The organism is Nonomuraea sp. MG754425, from assembly GCF_021699195.1.
In the GTDB taxonomy this organism is placed as follows: Bacteria; Actinomycetota; Actinomycetes; order Streptosporangiales; family Streptosporangiaceae; genus Nonomuraea.
On sequence record NZ_SSXE01000067.1, the window covers coordinates 47,079 to 64,278 of the forward strand.

General features: G+C 72.1%; 14 protein-coding genes. 5 read left to right on the plus strand and 9 right to left on the minus strand.

The genetic code is table 11. The features are described from left to right. Positions 1-57 precede the first annotated feature (57 nt). The 4 genes from FAF44_RS23265 (at position 58) to FAF44_RS23280 (ending at position 6,985) form a co-directional block, all read left to right on the plus strand. Positions 58-1,389, plus strand: a complete 1,332-nt coding sequence (locus tag FAF44_RS23265; RefSeq protein ID WP_237105345.1) for an extracellular solute-binding protein — start codon at positions 58-60, stop codon at positions 1,387-1,389. Then, positions 1,386-2,303 carry a carbohydrate ABC transporter permease gene (locus FAF44_RS23270; protein WP_237105346.1) on the plus strand — a complete coding sequence of 306 codons (918 nt, stop codon included), beginning with the start codon at positions 1,386-1,388 and terminating at the stop codon, positions 2,301-2,303. Before FAF44_RS23265 ends, FAF44_RS23270 begins: the two co-directional genes overlap by 4 nt. Next, positions 2,300-3,121: a carbohydrate ABC transporter permease gene (locus FAF44_RS23275; RefSeq protein ID WP_237105347.1), complete on the plus strand. Its 822-nt coding sequence runs from the start codon at positions 2,300-2,302 to the stop codon at positions 3,119-3,121. The genes FAF44_RS23270 and FAF44_RS23275 overlap by 4 nt, the downstream gene beginning before the upstream one ends. A 180-nt stretch (positions 3,122-3,301) precedes the next feature. After that, a complete protein-coding gene (locus tag FAF44_RS23280; protein ID WP_237105348.1) occupies positions 3,302-6,985 on the plus strand; it encodes a S8 family serine peptidase in 3,684 nt (1,227 codons plus the stop codon). Here FAF44_RS23280 and FAF44_RS23285 read toward each other — a convergent pair. Continuing rightward, positions 6,970-7,527, minus strand: coding sequence for a TetR/AcrR family transcriptional regulator (locus FAF44_RS23285; protein WP_237105349.1), 558 nt, complete (start codon positions 7,525-7,527; stop codon positions 6,970-6,972). The two genes, FAF44_RS23280 and FAF44_RS23285, sit on opposite strands and share 16 nt — an antisense overlap. 72 nt (positions 7,528-7,599) lie before the next feature. Here FAF44_RS23285 and FAF44_RS23290 point away from each other — a divergent pair, with 72 nt between their 5' ends. Further along, complete coding sequence (locus FAF44_RS23290; protein WP_237105350.1) at positions 7,600-8,409, plus strand: SDR family oxidoreductase; 810 nt, start codon at positions 7,600-7,602, stop codon at positions 8,407-8,409. Here FAF44_RS23290 and FAF44_RS23295 read toward each other — a convergent pair. The 8 genes from FAF44_RS23295 to FAF44_RS23330 all read right to left on the minus strand — a co-directional run bounded on the left by FAF44_RS23295 (position 8,387) and on the right by FAF44_RS23330 (position 17,186). Continuing rightward, positions 8,387-9,055: a sensor domain-containing protein gene (locus FAF44_RS23295; protein WP_237105351.1), complete on the minus strand. Its 669-nt coding sequence runs from the start codon at positions 9,053-9,055 to the stop codon at positions 8,387-8,389. The two genes, FAF44_RS23290 and FAF44_RS23295, sit on opposite strands and share 23 nt — an antisense overlap. A 72-nt stretch (positions 9,056-9,127) precedes the next feature. Further along, entirely contained in the window at positions 9,128-9,871 is a 744-nt protein-coding gene (locus tag FAF44_RS23300) for a carbon-nitrogen hydrolase family protein (RefSeq protein ID WP_237105352.1), read from the minus strand. 4 nt (positions 9,872-9,875) lie between these two features. Beyond that, complete coding sequence (locus tag FAF44_RS23305; protein WP_237105353.1) at positions 9,876-11,480, minus strand: ABC transporter ATP-binding protein; 1,605 nt, start codon at positions 11,478-11,480, stop codon at positions 9,876-9,878. After that, positions 11,477-12,529 carry a serine hydrolase gene (locus FAF44_RS23310; protein WP_237105354.1) on the minus strand — a complete coding sequence of 351 codons (1,053 nt, stop codon included), beginning with the start codon at positions 12,527-12,529 and terminating at the stop codon, positions 11,477-11,479. The genes FAF44_RS23305 and FAF44_RS23310 overlap by 4 nt, the downstream gene beginning before the upstream one ends. Continuing rightward, the gene (locus tag FAF44_RS23315; protein WP_237105355.1) at positions 12,526-13,686 is read right to left on the minus strand and encodes an anhydro-N-acetylmuramic acid kinase; all 1,161 of its coding nucleotides are present in this window, start codon (positions 13,684-13,686) and stop codon (positions 12,526-12,528) included. The genes FAF44_RS23310 and FAF44_RS23315 overlap by 4 nt, the downstream gene beginning before the upstream one ends. Before the next feature lie 148 nt (positions 13,687-13,834). Further along, positions 13,835-14,674 (minus strand): ABC transporter permease, encoded by an 840-nt coding sequence (locus tag FAF44_RS23320; protein ID WP_237105356.1) that lies wholly within the window; start codon positions 14,672-14,674, stop codon positions 13,835-13,837. Then, complete coding sequence (locus FAF44_RS23325) at positions 14,671-15,636, minus strand: ABC transporter permease (RefSeq protein ID WP_237105357.1); 966 nt, start codon at positions 15,634-15,636, stop codon at positions 14,671-14,673. The genes FAF44_RS23320 and FAF44_RS23325 overlap by 4 nt, the downstream gene beginning before the upstream one ends. Next, on the minus strand, positions 15,633-17,186 hold the full coding sequence (locus FAF44_RS23330; RefSeq protein ID WP_237105358.1) for an ABC transporter substrate-binding protein: 1,554 nt from the start codon (positions 17,184-17,186) through the stop codon (positions 15,633-15,635). Before FAF44_RS23330 ends, FAF44_RS23325 begins: the two co-directional genes overlap by 4 nt. Positions 17,187-17,200 lie beyond the last annotated feature (14 nt).

Consider the following 17,200-nt stretch of genomic DNA (forward strand, 5'->3'; position numbering starts at 1 on the left):
CCCAAGGAAACAAGGGAAACCGTGATGAAACGTAGCCTGGCTGGTTCCCTCGTCGTGTTGACAGCGCTGACAGCCGCAGGTTGTGGTGGCGGCGGCGCGCAGGAACCCGCGTCCGGAGCCAAAGAGCTCGAGGTCCTCTACAAGGTCGAGCCGACGTGGCCGCATCTGGAGAAGATGCTCGGCGACGCCAAGAAGCAGTACGAGGCCGCCCACCCCGGCGTCACGATCAAGCTGACCGCGGTGCAGGGCAACAACGAGGCCTACTACACGAAACTGGCGCTGCTGAACCGGTCCCCCGACTCGGCGCCCGACCTCTACTACCACGACACGTTCCAGGTCAACGCGGACGTCGCGGCGGGCAAGCTGGCCCCGCTCGACGACTACCTCGCCAAGTGGCCCGACTGGAGCACCCAGTTCCCCGACTCGGTCAAGCAGGCCGCCAAGGGCGCCGACGGCAAGATCTACGGCGTGCCGATCAGCACGGACACCCGCGGCCTCTGGTACCAGAAGGACGTTTTCGCCAAGGCCGGCCTGCCCGTCCCGTGGGAGCCGAAGACCTGGGCCGACGTGCTGGCCGCGGCCCGCGCGATCAAGCAGAAGGTCCCGGACGCGGTCCCGTTCAGCATGTACTCCACGAAGATCCACGGCGAGGCCGCGACCATGCAGGGCTTCGAGATGCTCCTGTACGGCACCCCCGGCGGCACCCTCTACGACGACGCGCAGCAGAAGTGGGTGGCCGGCGGCAAGAACTTCACCGACGCCCTGACCTTCATCAACACCGTCTACCGGGAGGAACTCGGCCCCAAGCAGGCCGACGCGCACAACGCCAAGCTGGCCGACAAGGTCAACCTCGAGTGGTTCCCGGCCGGCCGGATCGGCATCTCGCTCGACGGCGCGTGGACGTCCGCGGCCTGGAAGCCGACCAGCACCAAGCCGTGGCCCGAGTGGACCGACAAGGTGGGCTGGACCGCCATGCCGACGCAGAACGGCGAGGAACCCGGCGCGATCAGCATGTCGGGCGGCTGGGTGATGGCGATGAGCTCCTACACCAAGCTCAAGCAGGAGGCGTTCGACTTCATCGCGGTGGCCACGAACAAGGAGAACTCGATGACGTACTCCGTGAGCACCGGTGACCTGGCCACCCGCAAGGACGTCGCCGAGGACCCGAAGTACACCGCCGACAACCCGAGCGTCAAGTTCTGGACCGACCTGGCCTCGGTGACGCGGTACCGGCCCGCGTACGAGGTGTACCCGAAGGTGTCGGCGCAGGTCCAGGAGGCGATGGAGGCCGTCACGACCGGGGCGCGCACGCCCGAGGAGGCCACCGCCGCCTACGTCAAGGCGCTGCCCACGGCCGTGGGGGGCGCCGACAAGGTCCTGACGCGATGACGATCGCCACCGCGCCGTCCGCGGCCGTGACGGGCTCGCCGGCAGGCGGCCCGCCACGGCCGCGGCGGCTGCTGCGCTGGCTGCTCCCCATGGCCCCCGCGCTGGTGCTGCTGGTGCTCTTCATGGCGGGCCCCATCCTGTGGAGCGTCTACATCGCCTTCACCAACGAGACGCTGACCGGCTCGGCCTCGGTGAACTCCCGGTTCGTCGGCTTCGACAACTTCGTCAGGATGTTCGGCGACCCGAACTTCCTCAACTCCTTCGTGCTCACGTTCGTCTTCGTGGTGGGCTCGGCGGTGATCGGCCAGAACACGCTCGGCCTGATCATCGCGCTGCTCCAGCGCGGGCGCGGCCGGGTGACGCGGGGCGTGGTCAACGGCGTGGTCATCGGCGCCTGGGTGATGCCCGAGATCGTGGCGGCGGCCTGCTGGTTCTCGTTCCTGGCCGAGGACGGCACGCTCAACACGGCGCTGGGCCTGTCGCAGGAGTGGCTCTACACCGCTCCGATGCTCGCCGTCATCCTGGCCAACGTCTGGCGGGGCACGGCGTTCTCGATGCTGGTGTACTCGGCCGCGCTGTCGGAGGTGCCGCCCGACCTGGTGGAGGCGGCGGCGGTGGACGGCGCGAGCCCGCTGCGGCGGCTGCTGCACATCACGCTGCCGTTGATCCGCCGCTCGATCATGGCCAACCTGATGCTGATCACGCTGCAGACGCTGGCCAGTTTCGGCCTCATCTACGCCCTGACCGGCGGCGGCCCCGGCACGGCCAGCCAGACGACCCCGCTCTACATGTACGAGCAGGCCTTCCGCTACTTCGAGATCGGCTACGGCTCGGCCGTCGCGCTCGTGATGCTGGTCATCGGCGCCCTGTTCTCCCTCGTCTACCTGCGCCTGATCAGGGTGGAGGACGCATGACCCGGATCGCCGCGAGGACCGCGGCCCTGCTGTCGCTGCTGCTCATCACGCTGGCCTTCCTGGGGCCGTTCGTCTGGGTGCTGATCGCCTCGGTGCAGCCGGAGTCCACGCTGTCGGCCGCCCCGACGGCCGCGTTCTCCCTGGACAACTTCGCCGCCGTGCTCACCTGGGAGACGGTGTTCCTGCCGCTGATCAACTCGATCGTCATCTCGGGCTCGACGGCGATCGTCACGGTGCTGGTGGCGGGGCTGGCGGCCTACCCGCTGTCGCGTTTCCAGCTCCGCTACGGCCGGCACTTCATGCTGACCCTGCTGTTCACCACGGGCCTGCCGATGACGGCGGTGCTCGTCCCGGTCTACTCGATGTTCTTCCGGTTCAACCTGTACGGCTCCGTGCCGGCGATGGTGCTGTTCCTGACGGCCAGTTCGCTGCCGTTCTCCATCTGGATGATGAAGAACTTCATGGACGGGGTGCCGGTGAGCCTGGAGGAGGCCGCCTGGGTGGACGGGGCCGGCTGGGTGCAGTCGCTGCGGGCCGTGGTGGGGCCGCTGATGGCGCCGGGCATCGCGGTGGTGGCGATCTTCGTGTTCGTGGGGCAGTGGGGGAACTTCTTCGCCCCGTTCGTGCTGCTGGACACGCCGGACAAGCAGCCGGCGGCGGTCACCGTCTTCACGTTCTTCACCCAGTACGGGCAGGCCGCGTACGGGCAGCTCGCCGCGTTCTCGATCCTGTACACGGCGCCGGCGGTGGTGCTGTACGTGGCGGTCAACAAGTACCTGGCGGGGTCGTTCAACTTCGGCGGCTCGGTCAAGGGCTGAGCGCCGCGCGGCGCGCGTGCGGGGGCCGCACCCGTCCCTGAGACTTTGGCGGCTTTACGACAAGTCAGGATCTGGCCAGGGCGATCTCATGGACAGCGCAGTTCAGGATGGCTAGGAATTCGGTATTCGTGCTTACCGATTTTCTGGAGGTCGTCCATGCGTGGCTTAAGGCGGGGAAGGGTGCTGACCGTCGCGGCGGCCATGGCGGCCTCGCTGCTCTCGGTCCCCGGCGCGTACGCCGAGTCCGATCCGGCGGCGAACAGCGCGGCGTTCACCGCGGCGGCGGCCGGCACCGAGATCACCCTGATCACCGGTGACCGGGTGCAGGTGCGGAAGGTGGACGGCGAGCACTCGACGGTCACGGTCACCCCCGCGCCCCGGGCCGACGGCTCCGTGCCGACGTTTCAGGTGCTGGAGACCGGGAGCGGCGTGACGGTCATCCCCGACGACGTCGCGACCCTGGTCCCCGAGCGGCTCGACACCGAGCTGTTCAACGTCACGGCCCTGGCCGAGCAGGACTACGGCGCGGCCATCCCGCTCATCCTCACCTACGCGCAGAACGCGGCCAGGGCCGCGGTGCCGGCGGCCGAGCGGCTGCGCACGCTGGAGAGCATCGGCGGCGCGGGCGTGCGGGTGGCGGCGGCGGACGCGGCGGCGTTCGGGGCGGAGCTGGCCAAGCTCGCGGCCCCGTCGCCGCAGGCGCGCGCGGCCACGCCGCTCGCGGGCGTGTCGAAGGTCTGGCTGGACCGCAAGGTGCGGCCGGTCCTGGAGGACAGCGTCCCGCAGATCGGCGCGCCCGAGGCGTGGGCCGCCGGTTACGACGGCTCCGGCACCACCGTCGCCGTGCTCGACACCGGCGTGGACGCCGGCCACGCCGACCTGGCCGGCAAGGTCGCCGAACAGCGCGACTTCACCGGCGAGGACGTCAATGGGGACCCGCACGGCCACGGCACCCACGTGGCGAGCACGGCCTCGGGCGTGGCGCCCGGCGTGCGGCTGCTGGGCGGGCGGGTGCTGGGCGCCGACGGCTCCGGCCAGCTCTCCTGGATCATCGACGGCATGGAGTGGGCGGCCGGCGAGAAGCACGCCGAGGTCGTCAACCTGAGCCTGGGCGGCCGTGAGGCGGGCGGCCCGCTCACCGACGCGGTGAGCACGCTGACCCGCCAGTACGGGACGCTGTTCGTCGTGGCCGCCGGCAACGACGGCTGCGACTCGTGCGTGGGCACCCCTGGCGACGCCCCCGAGGCGCTGACCGTCGGCGCGGTGGACAAGCAGGACCGTCTCGCGGACTTCTCCAACCGCGGCCCGGTGGCGGCCGACGGGGCGGTCAAGCCCGACGTCACCGCGCCGGGCGTGGACATCACCGCCGCCAGGTCGGGCGGCGGCCGGATCGCGATGTCCGGCACCTCCATGGCCACTCCGCACGTCGCGGGCGCGGCGGCGCTGCTGCGCCAGGCCCGTCCCGACCTCACCGCGAACGAGCTGAAGTCGCTGCTCATGGCCACCGCCGAGCCGGGTGCGGACATCCCCGTGGACGCGCAGGGCGCGGGCCGGATCGACGTGGCCGCCGCCGTCAAGGGCTCGGTCGTGGCCTCGGCGGGCTCGCTCAACTTCGGCCGGCTGAGCATCGGCGAGGAGAAGACGCTCACCGTCGGCTACCGCAACCTCGGCCAGGCCCCCGCCGAACTGCGGCTGACCGGCGGCGACGCGTTCACGGTCGAGCCGGCCACGCTCACCCTGCCCGCGGGCGGCTCCGCGGAGGCCAAGGTGACGCTCAAGGCCGGCGAGCCCGGCACGCTGCGCCGGGAGCTGACGGCGGCGGGCACCCGCACGCTGCTCGCGGCCACGGTGGAGGAGAAGCGCGTCGAGCTGCGCGTGCGCGGCGTGGCCAGGGACGGCCGCACCGCCCGCGGCGGCTTCACCGTGCTCAACCTGGACGAGGGCACCCTGGTCGGCCGCCTGCTGCCCGGTGCCCCGGACGAGCCCTGCACCGAGGCGAAGTACGGCTCCGGCACCTGCCTGCGCGTCAAGCCCGGCACGTACTCGGTGCTCGGGCACATCTTCACCATGCCGGCCACCCAGGACAGCACCGCCACCGGCAAGCCGCTGCACGAGAGCCTCGTCGGCGACCCCGAGATGCGCATCACCAAGGACACCGAGGTCGTCCTGGACGCCCGCAAGGCCGTCGAGGTGCGGGTCGAGACCCCCGACCACGAGACCAAGCGCAACACCGGGGCCGCCGCCGCCCTCATGTGGTACCGCGCCGGCGAGCAGGGCACGGCGCTGCGCGGCGGCACCAACATCTCGCCCGGCGGCCAGGTGGAGGAGCGGCTGTTCGTGCAGCCGACGAAGAAGGTCACCAAGGGCACGTTCGTGGTCTCCACCCGCTGGCGGCTCGAGGCCCCGGCGATCGAGCTGTCCACGCCCGGCCTGAAGCTGACGCCCGAGTACGTCGATCCGGTCCAGTTCAGCGACTTCTCCACCGAGTACCCGCGCCTGGACGGCGTCCGCCTGCTGCCGGCCGCCGACGCCGGGCGGGGCAGCGCCGCGGAGATCAAGGCCCGCGACCTGCGCGGCCGGCTCGCCGTGATCCGCCGCACCGACGGCGTCCCGGTCTCCACGCAGGCCAACGCCGCCGCGGCGGCCGGGGCGGCCATGGTGGCCGTCTACAGCGACCGGCCCGGCTCCGACGTCACGACCGGCGGCAACATGGTCAAGCTGGCCGTCCCGACGGTGCGGCTGAGCCACGAGGAGGGGCTGAAGCTGGTCGAGCGGCTGCGCCGGCTGCCCGTGCCGGTCGTGGCCAAGGGCATCGTGGCCAGCCCGTACGTCTACGACCTGTACCTGCGCGAGCAGGGCAGGGTCGGCGACTCCCTCAAGTACGTGGTCCGCGCGAAGACGCAGGCCAGGGTCGAGACCGGCTACCACAGCCAGCTCGCCGACGACATGACGGCCAACGAGGCCCGCTACGTCTTCGAGCCCTGGGACACGCTGTCGATCTCGACGAACCATCCGATGGCCAAGACCCCGCGTACCCGCGTGGACTACGTCACCCCCGATCCCGATCTGCGGTGGAGCACCTCCGCGCAGACGCCGGAGCGCAACTACAACAACATGTGGCCGCGTCCGGACACGGTCCGCGTGGGGGTGTCGTCGCCGGAGATGCGCGCGTACGCGCCGGGGGAGCGGGTCGGCCGCACGGTGTTCAAGCAGCCGCTGCTGCCCGGCGTCAACCCGCGCAACCCGGTCCGCAGGGACGGCGACAAGCTGATGCTGTCGATGCAGGGCTTCGTGGACTCCGGCGGCAACGTCGGCGAGGCGTACACGAGCATGTTCGAGCGCGGCATGAAGACCGACTTCCGGCTCTTCCAGGGCGAGACGCTGATCTGGCAGACGAACTACCTGCCCGCCGGGTCGGGGATCCTCCCGGCGGACCGGAACGCCTACCGGATCGAGTACGACCTCGCCAACGAGTCGGACTGGGCCAAGCTGTCCACCCGCACCAGAGGCGTGTGGACGTTCACCTCGGAGCACGTGGCCCAGCCCACCGTGCTGCCGCTGCTGGTGGCCTCCTTCGACGCGCCGGTGGACCTGAAGAACCGGGCCGTCTCCCGCAAGCTCGGGCTGAGCGTGCGCCATCAGGAAGGGGCACGGCAGAGCTCGATCGGGCAGGTGTCGCTGGAGGTGTCGTACGACGACGGCGGCACCTGGCGGCCGGCCCGCCTGCGGGCCAAGGGGGACCGGGCCTACGAGACGACGCTCGACCAGTTCCGGCCGGGGTTCGTCTCGCTGCGGCTCAAGGCCGCCGACGTGGACGGCAACACGCTGACGCAGGAGGTGATCCGCGCCTACGCCCTGCGCTGAACGCCGTGCATGAGGGTGTCGAGCACCTTCGTGGCAAGGGCGTCAGGATTCTGACCTGATTCGATCGCTGGGGGAGTGCCGTGCGCGGCCTCCCCCAGCAGCGCGAGGTAGACCTGCCTGGCCCACACGATGTCGGCGCCGGGTTCGAGCAGTTTGCCGAAGACCTCCTCACATTGCCCCATCACCCGCGCCTGTACGGCCTGGGCCTCCGCGCTGAGCGGGATCTGCCGGGCCAGCGTGAACCGCCAGGCGGGCTTGACCTGCAGAATGTTGGCGGTGGCCTGGTGCAGCGCGACCAGCGGGGGCGCGGTGTCCGGCCGGGCGGCCTGCACCGCCTCCCAGATCTCCCGCCACGCGGTCACCTCCATCGCCTCGATGAGCGCCTCCCGGCTGGCGAACCTGCGGTGGATGGTGGCCCTGGCCACACCCGCCGCCTCCGCGATCTGCTCCATCGTGGCCACGGGGCTGGCACTCAGCACGTCTTCCGCCGCCACCATGATCGCCCGCATGCTGCGCTCGGCGTCGGCCCGCAGTTTTCCCATGGAAGGGAACGTTACAGCGTTTAACTGAGACTATGTGTTGCAGATACGAATAAATCTGCTACTTTCAATCGCATGACTACCAAGGGAACCGCTCTTGTGACCGGCGCGTCCTCCGGCATCGGCGCCGAGTTCGCCCGTCAGCTCGCCGCCCGCGGGCACGACCTGGCGCTGGTCGCCAGGTCCGGGCCGGCCCTCGACCGGCTCGCCGCCGACCTGCGCCGCGAGCACAGCGTCCGCGTGGAGGTGCTCGTCCAGGACCTGTCCGCGCCCGACGCCGCCGTCCGGGTCGCCGAGCAGACCGCCGCCCGCGGCCTGACCGTGGACGTGCTCGTCAACAACGCCGGGTTCGGCACCGCCGGCGACTTCGCCCGGATCGCCGCCGAGCGCGAGCACGACGAGCTCATGGTCAACGTCGTCGCCCTGGTGGGGCTGACGCACGTGTACGTGCCGGGGATGCTCGAGCGCGGCAGCGGCGGCGTGATCAACGTGGGCTCCACCGCGGGGTTCAACGTGGCTCCGTACTTCGCGACCTACGCCGCGTCCAAGACGTTCGTGCTCAACTTCAGCCTGGCACTCTGGAGCGAACTGCGCGGCAGCGGCGTGAAGGTGCTCGCCGTCACCCCCGGCCCGGTCGAGACCGCCTTCTTCGACCGGATCGGCACCAGGAAGGCCGCCATCGGCGCCAGGATCGCCACCCCCGGGTCCGTCGTCACCGCCGCGCTGCGGGCATACGACCGCGACCGGGGATACGTGGTCCCCGGTCGCGGCAACTTCGCGATGGCGCATCTGATGCCGCGCCGCCCCCGCAAGCTCACGGCGCTCATCGGCCGGCGCGTCACCCGGCAGGTGGCCGACGAGCTCACGCCCAGCGCGGCTCGCTGACCGGCTCCGGAGCGAGGGTCAGCAGGTCGCGGGCCGGGGCGCGGGTGAGCATGGCCTGGGCCAGGCTCGCCTTCACCAGGGCCGCGCCACGCAGCACCGGCACCAGCGTCAGCGCGAACAGCACGCCGAGCACGGTGTTGAAGCCCACGAACGTCAGGTCGTCGTTACCCAGGCCGAGCAGTTCGGGCAGCGTGTGGTCCATCCCGGGGAGGGCGGCGATGATCCAGCCGTAGAGGGGGAAGGTCAGGCCGGCCAGCGTGCCGGTCCACCACACGGCGGCCACGACGGAGGCCGCCAGCGAGATCGGGAAGGCGATGACGCCGTACAGCAGGTCCACCACGGCCTGGCCGCCGGCCAGCGGGTTCAGCATGCGGCGCAGCCGGCCCGCCCGCGACGGGGCGGCCGGGTAGGGCGGGCGGGCCACGGGACGCCCGAGCACCTCGGGGAGCGCGGCGCGCTCGAAGTCGGCCAGGTTCCTGGCCACGGCGGCGGTGGCGGCCAGCACGGGCAGCCCGACGAACACGACCGCCGTGCCCAGCCCCGCCGCGACCCCGGTCACGACGACGGCGAAGTACACGACGGCCATCGGCAGGCCGAGCAGGGTGTAGCGGGTGTCGGTGGCGAGGCGGTGCCGGAGGGTTGTCATGACGAGAACGCTACGGGCCGGGCACCGGCCCGCTCGACCCTGCGCACGGCCCAACCCGGGGTAGGGACAGCCCTACCGGAACCCGCGCTCGGCGCGGTCGTGCCGGAAGGCGTCGAGCCGGTCGAAGTCCAGCTCATGGACCGAGACGGGCGCGCCGGGCGGCCCGGTGAAGAAGCCCGCGTGCGTCTGCGGGCACGGGTTGGCCAGGCCGGTCACCCCCGCGCACGGATGGCCGTGATAGGTGGTCTCGTGATGCCAGTCGCTGACTGCCACGTACGTCATGAACTCGTAGGCGCGCGCCACGGACATGTGCTGCCACAGCTCGCGGGCCGGGGCGGGGCCGTCCCACCGGGTGACGGAGAAGGCCGGCACCAGCACCGCGTCCAGCCCCTCACGCCCGGTCAGGCTCGCCGAGTACCACAGGTCGGCGCAGAGCAGCACGTGCAGGCGGCGTCCGTCCAGCTCGAAACCGGCGCCCGGCCGGCCGGGACGCACGCCCGAGCGCAGCTCCACCCCATACGGGTGCGCCTTGTCGTACTCCAGCAGCAGCGTGCCCCGCGCGTCGAACACCGCGCCCCTGTTCACCCGGTCACCGGTGGCGTCGTCGTAGTGCGAGCCCCCGACCACCGTCAGGCCCGCGCCCTCGGCCAGGGCGCGCACCCTGGCCAGGTAGTCGGCGCGGGGCAGGCTGGAGCCGACCAGCTCGGGCAGCAGCGCCACGTCCCCGGTGCGGGCGGCGAGCAGTTCCTCGGCGGCGTCGAAGTTCGCGTGGCCGTCGGGGGACCAGTGCGGGGGCTGAACCAGGAGGATCTTCACCTCTCTACTGTGGTCCGCCGGGGATCGCGGCGAGCAGCTCGCGGGTGTAGTCGTCGGACGGGCTGTCGAAGATCTCCTCCGCCGTGCCGCTCTCCACGATCCGGCCGTCGCGCATGACGTGCACCGCGTGCGAGATCATCCGCACCACGGCCAGGTCGTGGCTGATGAACAGGTAGCTGAGGCCCAGCTCCCGCTGCAACTCCGCCAGCAGCTCCAGGATCTGCGCCTGCACCAGCACGTCCAGCGCCGAGACGGCCTCGTCCAGCACGACCAGCTCGGGCGACAGGGCCAGGGCGCGGGCGATCGCCACCCGCTGGCGCTGGCCGCCGGACAGCTCGTGCGGCAGCCGCCCGGCCGTCGAGGCCGGCAGCGACACCTTCTCCAGCAGCTCCGCCGCCGCCCGCGCGCGCTCGGCCGCGCTGCCGACGCCGTGCACGCGCAGCGGCTCGGCGATCGACTTCCCGACCGGATAGCGCGGGTCGAGCGAGGCGTACGGGTTCTGGAAGACCGGCTGGACCCGGCGGCGGAAGGCGAACAGCTCCTTGCGGCCCAGCGCGGCCAGGTCGGCGCCGTCGAAGCGGATGCCGCCCGAGGTCGGCGCGTCCAGGCCGAGCACCAGGTTCGCGGTCGTGGACTTGCCCGAGCCCGACTCGCCCACGATCGAGACGGTACGGCCGCGCGGGATGGTGAACGACACCCCGTCCACCGCCGTGAACTCCTGCCCGGAGCCCCTGATCGGGAACACCTTGCGCAGCCCGTCCACCACGACCAGGTCCGCCTCCTCGCCCTCCGGGCGGCGGGGCGGCTCGCCGACGCGCGCCGACGACAGGCTCGGCACGGCCCCCAGCAGCCGCCTGGTGTACTCGTGCGCCGGATCGGCCAGGATCCCGGCGGCGGGCCCGGTCTCGACGATCTCGCCCTGGTACATGACCGCCACCGCGTCCGCCCGCTCGGCCGCCAGCGCCAGGTCGTGCGTGATGAGCAGCACGGCCGTGCCCATCTCGGCGGTGAGCCGGCCGAGCTGGTCGAGGATGCGCCGCTGCACGGTGACGTCGAGGGCGGAGGTCGGCTCGTCGGCGATGAGCAGCCTGGGCCGGCAGGCCAGCCCCATGGCGATCAGCGCCCGCTGCCGCATGCCGCCGGAGAACTCGTGCGGGTACTGCCCCGTGCGCCACTCCGGGTCGGGGATGCCGACCATCTCCAGCAGCTCGATCACGCGCGCCCGCGCCGCCCTGCCGGTGGCCGTCCCGTGCACCTCCAGCGCCTCGGCGATCTGGTCGCCGACGCGCATGAGCGGGTTGAGGTTCGACATCGGGTCCTGGGGCACCAGGCCGATGTCCGCGCCGCGGATCGCGGTCATCTCGCGCCGGCTCGCCGTGGCCAGGTCGCGGCCGTCGAACAGCACCCGCCCGCCGGTGATGCGGCCGTTGCCGGGCAGCAGCCGGTTGACCGCGGCGGCCGTGGTCGACTTGCCGGAGCCCGACTCGCCCACCACGGCGACCGTCTGACCCGGCAGGATCTCCAGCGAGACGTCCTTGACGACGGTGACGTCCCGTCCTCGGGTGCGGAAGGCGACCGACAGGTCGCGGATCTCCAGGAGCGGGCTCATGCGGTTTCCGATCGGTGTGCGATGTCCTGCAGCAGGGCGGTCCAGAGCTCCTCGGTCGGCACCGGCGTGCCCTCGACCAGCAGGCGGTTGCTCGCCAGCGCCAGCGCGACGTCCCGGCCCGGCACGAAGCCGACCGCGCAGCCCACGTAGCCGGGGTGGCCGAGCACGGTCACGGTCTCGCCCGGCAGCTCCAGCGGGTAGCGGCGAAAGCCCAGCGCCTGCTGCTGGTCGGGGCCGGGTTCGAGGAACTCGCGCACCACCTCGGGCCGCCACAGATGGTCGTACTCCTCGTACCTGGACAGGGCCAGGGCGTACTTCAGCAGGTCGGGCACCGTCGAGAACAGGCCCGCGTGCCCCGAGACGCCGTCGAGGGCGTGATAGGCGTTGCCGTCGGCGACCTCCCCGATCACCGGCCCGGTGCGCCAGCCGGCGAAATCGGCGCTGCGGTACGGCACCGGGTACGGGCGGCCGGTGTCCAGCATGGTCATCTCGACCCGGTCGTCCAGGGCGCTCATGGCCACCTGCGAGCCGGCCGGGCGGGCGTACGTCGTGGAGGTCAGGCCCAGCGGCCGGGTGACCAGTTCGGCCAGCGCCCGGTCCAGGCGCAGCCCGGTCACCTCGCTGACGATCCGGCCCAGCAGCACGAAACCGAGGTCGGAGTAGTGGCGGGCGCGGCCGGGGCGGTAGCGGGGCGGCGGCAGGCGCGGCTGGACGTACAGCGGCCACCACTCCCACAGGCCGCCGCGGTGCAGCAGCAGGTCTCGTACGGTGATCGCCTCGTACGACTTCGGCAGGTACGCGCTCAGCGGCGCGTCCAGGTCCACGAGCCGGTCGGACACCAGGCGGATCAGCATCGTCGTGGTGGCCACGACCTTGGTCACCGAGGCGAGGTCGTGGTAGGTGTCCATGGTCATGGGGGCCACGCCCGCGCGCTCGCCGTCGGCCCAGTGCACGGCGCGGTGGCCGGCGCACTCGTCGAGGTCGAACCACGGCGTGCGGGCCGCCGTGACCAGCCCCGGGGGAGCCTCGCCCGCAAGCCCGCCGCTCACGACAGCACCAGCGACCGGGGCGGGTCGGTGACGGGGACGGGCAGCACGAGCGGGCCCGCGCCCGGGGTCAGCGTGCCCAGGATGCGGGGGCCGCTCGCGCCCGTCCCGCCGGGCGCGGTGCCGGGCAGGCCGTGCGCGCTCAGCCAGCCGATCAGCGCGAACGCGATCGCCTCCTTGTCGTCGGCCGGCGCGCCGTAGTCGTCCGAGGGCGACACGGTCACGCCGGGCAGCGCCGCCCGCAGCCCGTCCATGACGACGGGGTTGCGGCACCCGCCGCCCGACACGACCAGCGCGCCCACCCCGGCGGCCCGCACGTCGTGGGCGACCGTGCGCACGGTCAGCTCGGTCAGCGTCGCCACCAGGTCGGCGTCGCCGGGCGTCACACCCGCGCGGGCCAGGGCCGCCTGCACGTACGCCAGGTGGAACAGCTCCTTGCCGGTGCTCTTCGGCGCGGGCAGCCGGTAGTACGGCTCGTCCAGCAGCGCGTCGAGCAGCCGCGCGGACACCGTGCCGGACGCGGCGATCCGGCCGTCCTCGTCGTAGCCGCGTTCGTTCAGGGCCCGACTGGTCACCACGGCGTCGATCAGCGCGTTGGCCGGGCCGATGTCGTAGGCGTGCAGGGAGCCGCCGCGCACCACGGTCATGTTCGCGATGCCGCCGAGGTTGAGCGCCGCCGCCCCGCCCTCGTGCCCGCCGAGCAGCAGGCCGTCCAGCACCGACACCAGCGGGGCCCCGTGGCCGCCCGCCGTGATGTCCCTGATCCGCACGTCGGACAGCACGGGCGCGCCCGTGCGCTCGGCGATCCAGGCCGGCTGGCCGATCTGCAGGGTGCCGAGCGCGTGCGTGCCCGCCACCCAGTGGTAGACGGTCTGCCCGTGCGAGACGACCAGATCGACCGGCCCCGCGGCCGCGATCGCCGCGGCGGCGGCCTCGGCGAAGCTCTGCCCGATGAGCGTGTCCAGCTCGCACACCTCCGCCAGCGTGGTCGGCGCGGGCGGCAGCGCCGCGATCAGCCGCGCCCGCAGCTCCCCCGGGTACGGCGTGCTCGCCGTGTGCCGGACCCGGCCCTCCAGCACGCTCCCGGCGGGCTCGAAGTCCACCACGGCCACGTCGATGCCGTCGTGCGAGGTGCCGGAGATCATCCCGAGAATCCTCATGAGCCATCCTCCCCCAGTGCCGCCCGCGGGCGTGCGCCGTCCGCGACCATTGTGCCGATGATCATTGTGCCGATGCCGGGCAGGCGCGGATCGGGCGCTCGCGCCGGGACCGCCGCCGGCCCGGAGAGATTCGCCGAAGTCACCGCCGTCACCGAGTCCCGAGGCCGGCGCGGCGGTGGCCGCGGTTCCGCGGGTCGAGCAGGTCACGCAGGCCGTCGCCGAGCAGGTTCAGCCCCACCACCAGCAGCACGACGACCGCGCCTGGCGCGATGAGCGTCCACGGGGCGATGAACACCAGGCTGCGCGCCTCGTAGATCATCGAGCCGAGCGACGGGGCGGGCGGCGGGGTGCCCAGGCCCAGGAAGCTGAGCGACGCCTCGGTCAGCACCGCCCACGACAACGACAGCGCCACCTGGACGACGATGATCGAGGTGATGTTCGGCAGCACGTGGCGGAGCATGATCTGCCAGCGGCTCTGGCCGGTGGCGACGGCCGCCCGCACGTACTCGATCTCCCTGAGCGAGAGCACCGGGCCCCGGGTGACGCGGATGAAGATCGGCACGTACACGATGGCGATGGCCACCGCGATGGTGAACCAGTCGCGCGCCAGCACCGATGCCAGCGACAGCGCCAGCAGCAGCGGCGGGAACGCGAACAGCACGTTCGTCACCCCGCCGATCGCGCCGTCGGCGAAGCCGCGGTAGAAGCCGGACACCAGCCCGCCCAGCGTGCCCACCACGGTCGCGAACGCCACCGCGACGACCGCGATCAGCGCCGAGTTGCCCACCCCGGCCGCCACCCGGGAGAACACGTCCCGCCCGAACTGGTCGGTGCCGAACAGGTGCCCGCCCGACGGCGGCAGGAACCGCGACGGCGGATGCTGCGCGATCGGGTCGTACGGCAGCAGCCCCAGGTACGACAGCGCCGCCACCACCGCCAGCAGCGTCAGGATCACGATGCCCGCCAGCCCGGCGGGACTGCGCCTCACGACGCCCTCACCCGCGGGTCGATGACCCGGTAGAGCAGGTCGGTCAGCAGGTTCACCAGCACGAACGCCAGCGCGATCACCAGCACCGTGCTCTGCACGACCGCGTATTCCTTCTGCTGGATGCCCAGCAGCACCTGCCGTCCGATGCCCGGCACGGAGAAGATCTGCTCCACCACGACCGCCCCGCCCAGCAGGTAGCCGAACTGCAGCCCGGTCATGGTCACGATCGGCACGAGCGCGTTGCCGAGCACGTGCCTGATCTGCAGCCGCCGCTCCGGCACGCCCTTGGCGCGGGCGGTGCGCACGAAGTCGTCCGAGCGCACCTCCAGCACCGCCGCGCGGGTGGTGCGCAGGATCGGGGCCGCGATGCCGAAGCCCAGCACGATCGCGGGCAGCAGCATCTGCCGCAGGTTGAGCAGCGGGTCCTCGAAGAGGGTGGCGAAGCCCTGCCCGTTCGGGTTGAACCCGAACGACGCCGCGAACACCGACAGCAGTGTGGTGGCCAGCAGGAACGCCGGGATCGACAGCCCGGCCAGGCTCACGACCTGGCCGGCGGCGTCGCGGATCGAGCCGGTCCGCGACGCGGCCAGCACGCCGAGCGGCACCCCGATCAGCAGCGCCAGCAGGATCGAGAGCACGGCCAGCTCGAACGTCACCGGCAGCGAGTGCAGGGTCAGCTCCAGCACGCTCTGCTGGGAGCGGGCCGAGTAGCCGAAGTTGCCGGTGACCATGTTGCCCAGCCACGAGAAGAACTGGGCGAGCAGCGGCTGGTCCAGGCCGTAGTACTGCTCCAGCGCCTGACGCTGGGCGGGGGTGAGCGCGGCGGCCTCGGTGCCCAGCCCCGCCGTGATCTGGTCGCCGGGGATGGCCCTGAGCATCACGAAGACGAGCACGGCCACCCCGAACAGGATGCCGAGCGTCTCCGCGACGCGCCGGACCACCCGGTTGCGCGGCAGTCTCATCCGGCCGAGGTGGTGCGCAGGTACTGCAGCGACCCGCTGGCCATCGGCACGAAGCCGGTCACGTTCGCCGTCGTCGCGGTGTAGGTGTAGCCGGCGAACAGCCAGATCCAGGCGGCGTTGTCCTCCAGGTGGGCGCCGACCCGGTCGTAGATCGCCTTGCGCGCGGCCTGGTCGGTGGTGGCCTTGCCCTGCGCGAACAGCTCGTCCAGTTCGGGGGACTGGTAGCCGGCCACCTTGTTCAGGTTGCCGTCGCCGGTGAAGTAGCGGCCGTAGGAGCCGTCGGGGTCGGGACGTCCGCCGTTGAGCGCCACGGCCGCGTCGAAGTCGGCCGCCACCCAGCGGTCCACGAACGCGCCCGACTCCAGCACCTCCAGCTCCAGGTTGATCTTCGCCTCGGCGAGCTGGGCCTTGAGGTTCTGGGCCTCGTTGACGGAGGTGGCGTACTCGCCCTGGGACACGATGGTCTTGATGGTCACGCCGCCGGCCTTGCCCGCCTTGCCGAGGTAGTCGGCGGCCTTGGCCAGGTCGCGGGTCGGGCACGGCCGTTTCGCGGGGTCGGACTTGAACGCCGGGGCGGTGATCGGGCCGGTCACCTCGCCCTCGCCGAGCGCCGCGGTGTCGAGCACCTGCTTGCGGTCGATCGCGCACTGGACGGCCAGGCGCACGTTGACGTCCTTGAGGTCGCCGCGCCGCGCGTTGAGCTGGAGCGCGTGGTAGTTGAGCTGCGGCGTCTTGGCCACGGTGATGGTGCCGCCGCCCTCGGCGGTCTGCGCCACCAGCGGGTCGTTGAAGACCGCGAGCTGCACGTTGCCCGACTGCATGGCCGACACGATGGACGACTCGTCGGGGATCACCCGGAACTCGACCGCGCCGGCCTTCGCCTTCTCCGCGCCCCAGTACCGGTCGTTCCTGGTCAGCGTGATCGACTGGCTGGCCACCCGCTTGCCGAGCGTGAACGGGCCCGTGCCGTTGGGCGTGGCGGTCAGCTTCTCCTCGGTGTCGTCGGAGGAGAGCATGGCCATGTTGACCGTGGCGAGGTTGGCGGGCAGCGCGGCGTCCGGGCCGGTCAGCTCCAGCACGACCGTGTTCGGGTCGCTCGCCTCGACCGACTTCACCGACGACAGCGAGGCCCTGGCCACGGCCGCCGTCTTCTCGTCCATGATCTTGTCGAGGGACGCCTTGACGTCCTGGGAGTCGAACGCGCTGCCGTCGGCGAACGTGACGCCCTGCCGGAGCTTGAGCGTCAGCTTCTTGCCGTCCTCGGAGCTCTCCCACGACTCCGCCAGGCCGGGCACCACGTTCAGGTCCTTGTCGAACTCGGTGAGGGTGCCGTACAGGTTCTGCAGCACGTTGACGGCGGTGAACTGGGTGGCCTTCCAGGGGAAGAGCGTGTCGGGGTCGGAGGTCACGCCGACCACGAGCGTGCCGCCCTGACCGCCGCTCTGCCCGGCGGGCGCGGAGGAGGACGGGCCCGAGGAGGACGAGCAGGCGGTGAGGACAAGGGACAACGCGGCGGCGATGCCGGCCGCGGAGAAGGCGCCACGGTGCATGTGGTCTCCTCAGG

Coding starts and splice junctions, on each gene's coding strand:
- FAF44_RS23325 (WP_237105357.1), bottom strand. CDS start 15,636: ATGAGACTGCCGCGCAACCGGGTGGTCCGGCGCGTCGCGGAGACGCTC.
- FAF44_RS23285 (WP_237105349.1), bottom strand. CDS start 7,527: ATGGGAAAACTGCGGGCCGACGCCGAGCGCAGCATGCGGGCGATCATG.
- FAF44_RS23330 (WP_237105358.1), bottom strand. CDS start 17,186: ATGCACCGTGGCGCCTTCTCCGCGGCCGGCATCGCCGCCGCGTTGTCC.
- FAF44_RS23315 (WP_237105355.1), bottom strand. CDS start 13,686: ATGAGGATTCTCGGGATGATCTCCGGCACCTCGCACGACGGCATCGAC.
- FAF44_RS23290 (WP_237105350.1), top strand. CDS start 7,600: ATGACTACCAAGGGAACCGCTCTTGTGACCGGCGCGTCCTCCGGCATC.
- FAF44_RS23295 (WP_237105351.1), bottom strand. CDS start 9,055: ATGACAACCCTCCGGCACCGCCTCGCCACCGACACCCGCTACACCCTG.
- FAF44_RS23275 (WP_237105347.1), top strand. CDS start 2,300: ATGACCCGGATCGCCGCGAGGACCGCGGCCCTGCTGTCGCTGCTGCTC.
- FAF44_RS23270 (WP_237105346.1), top strand. CDS start 1,386: ATGACGATCGCCACCGCGCCGTCCGCGGCCGTGACGGGCTCGCCGGCA.
- FAF44_RS23305 (WP_237105353.1), bottom strand. CDS start 11,480: ATGAGCCCGCTCCTGGAGATCCGCGACCTGTCGGTCGCCTTCCGCACC.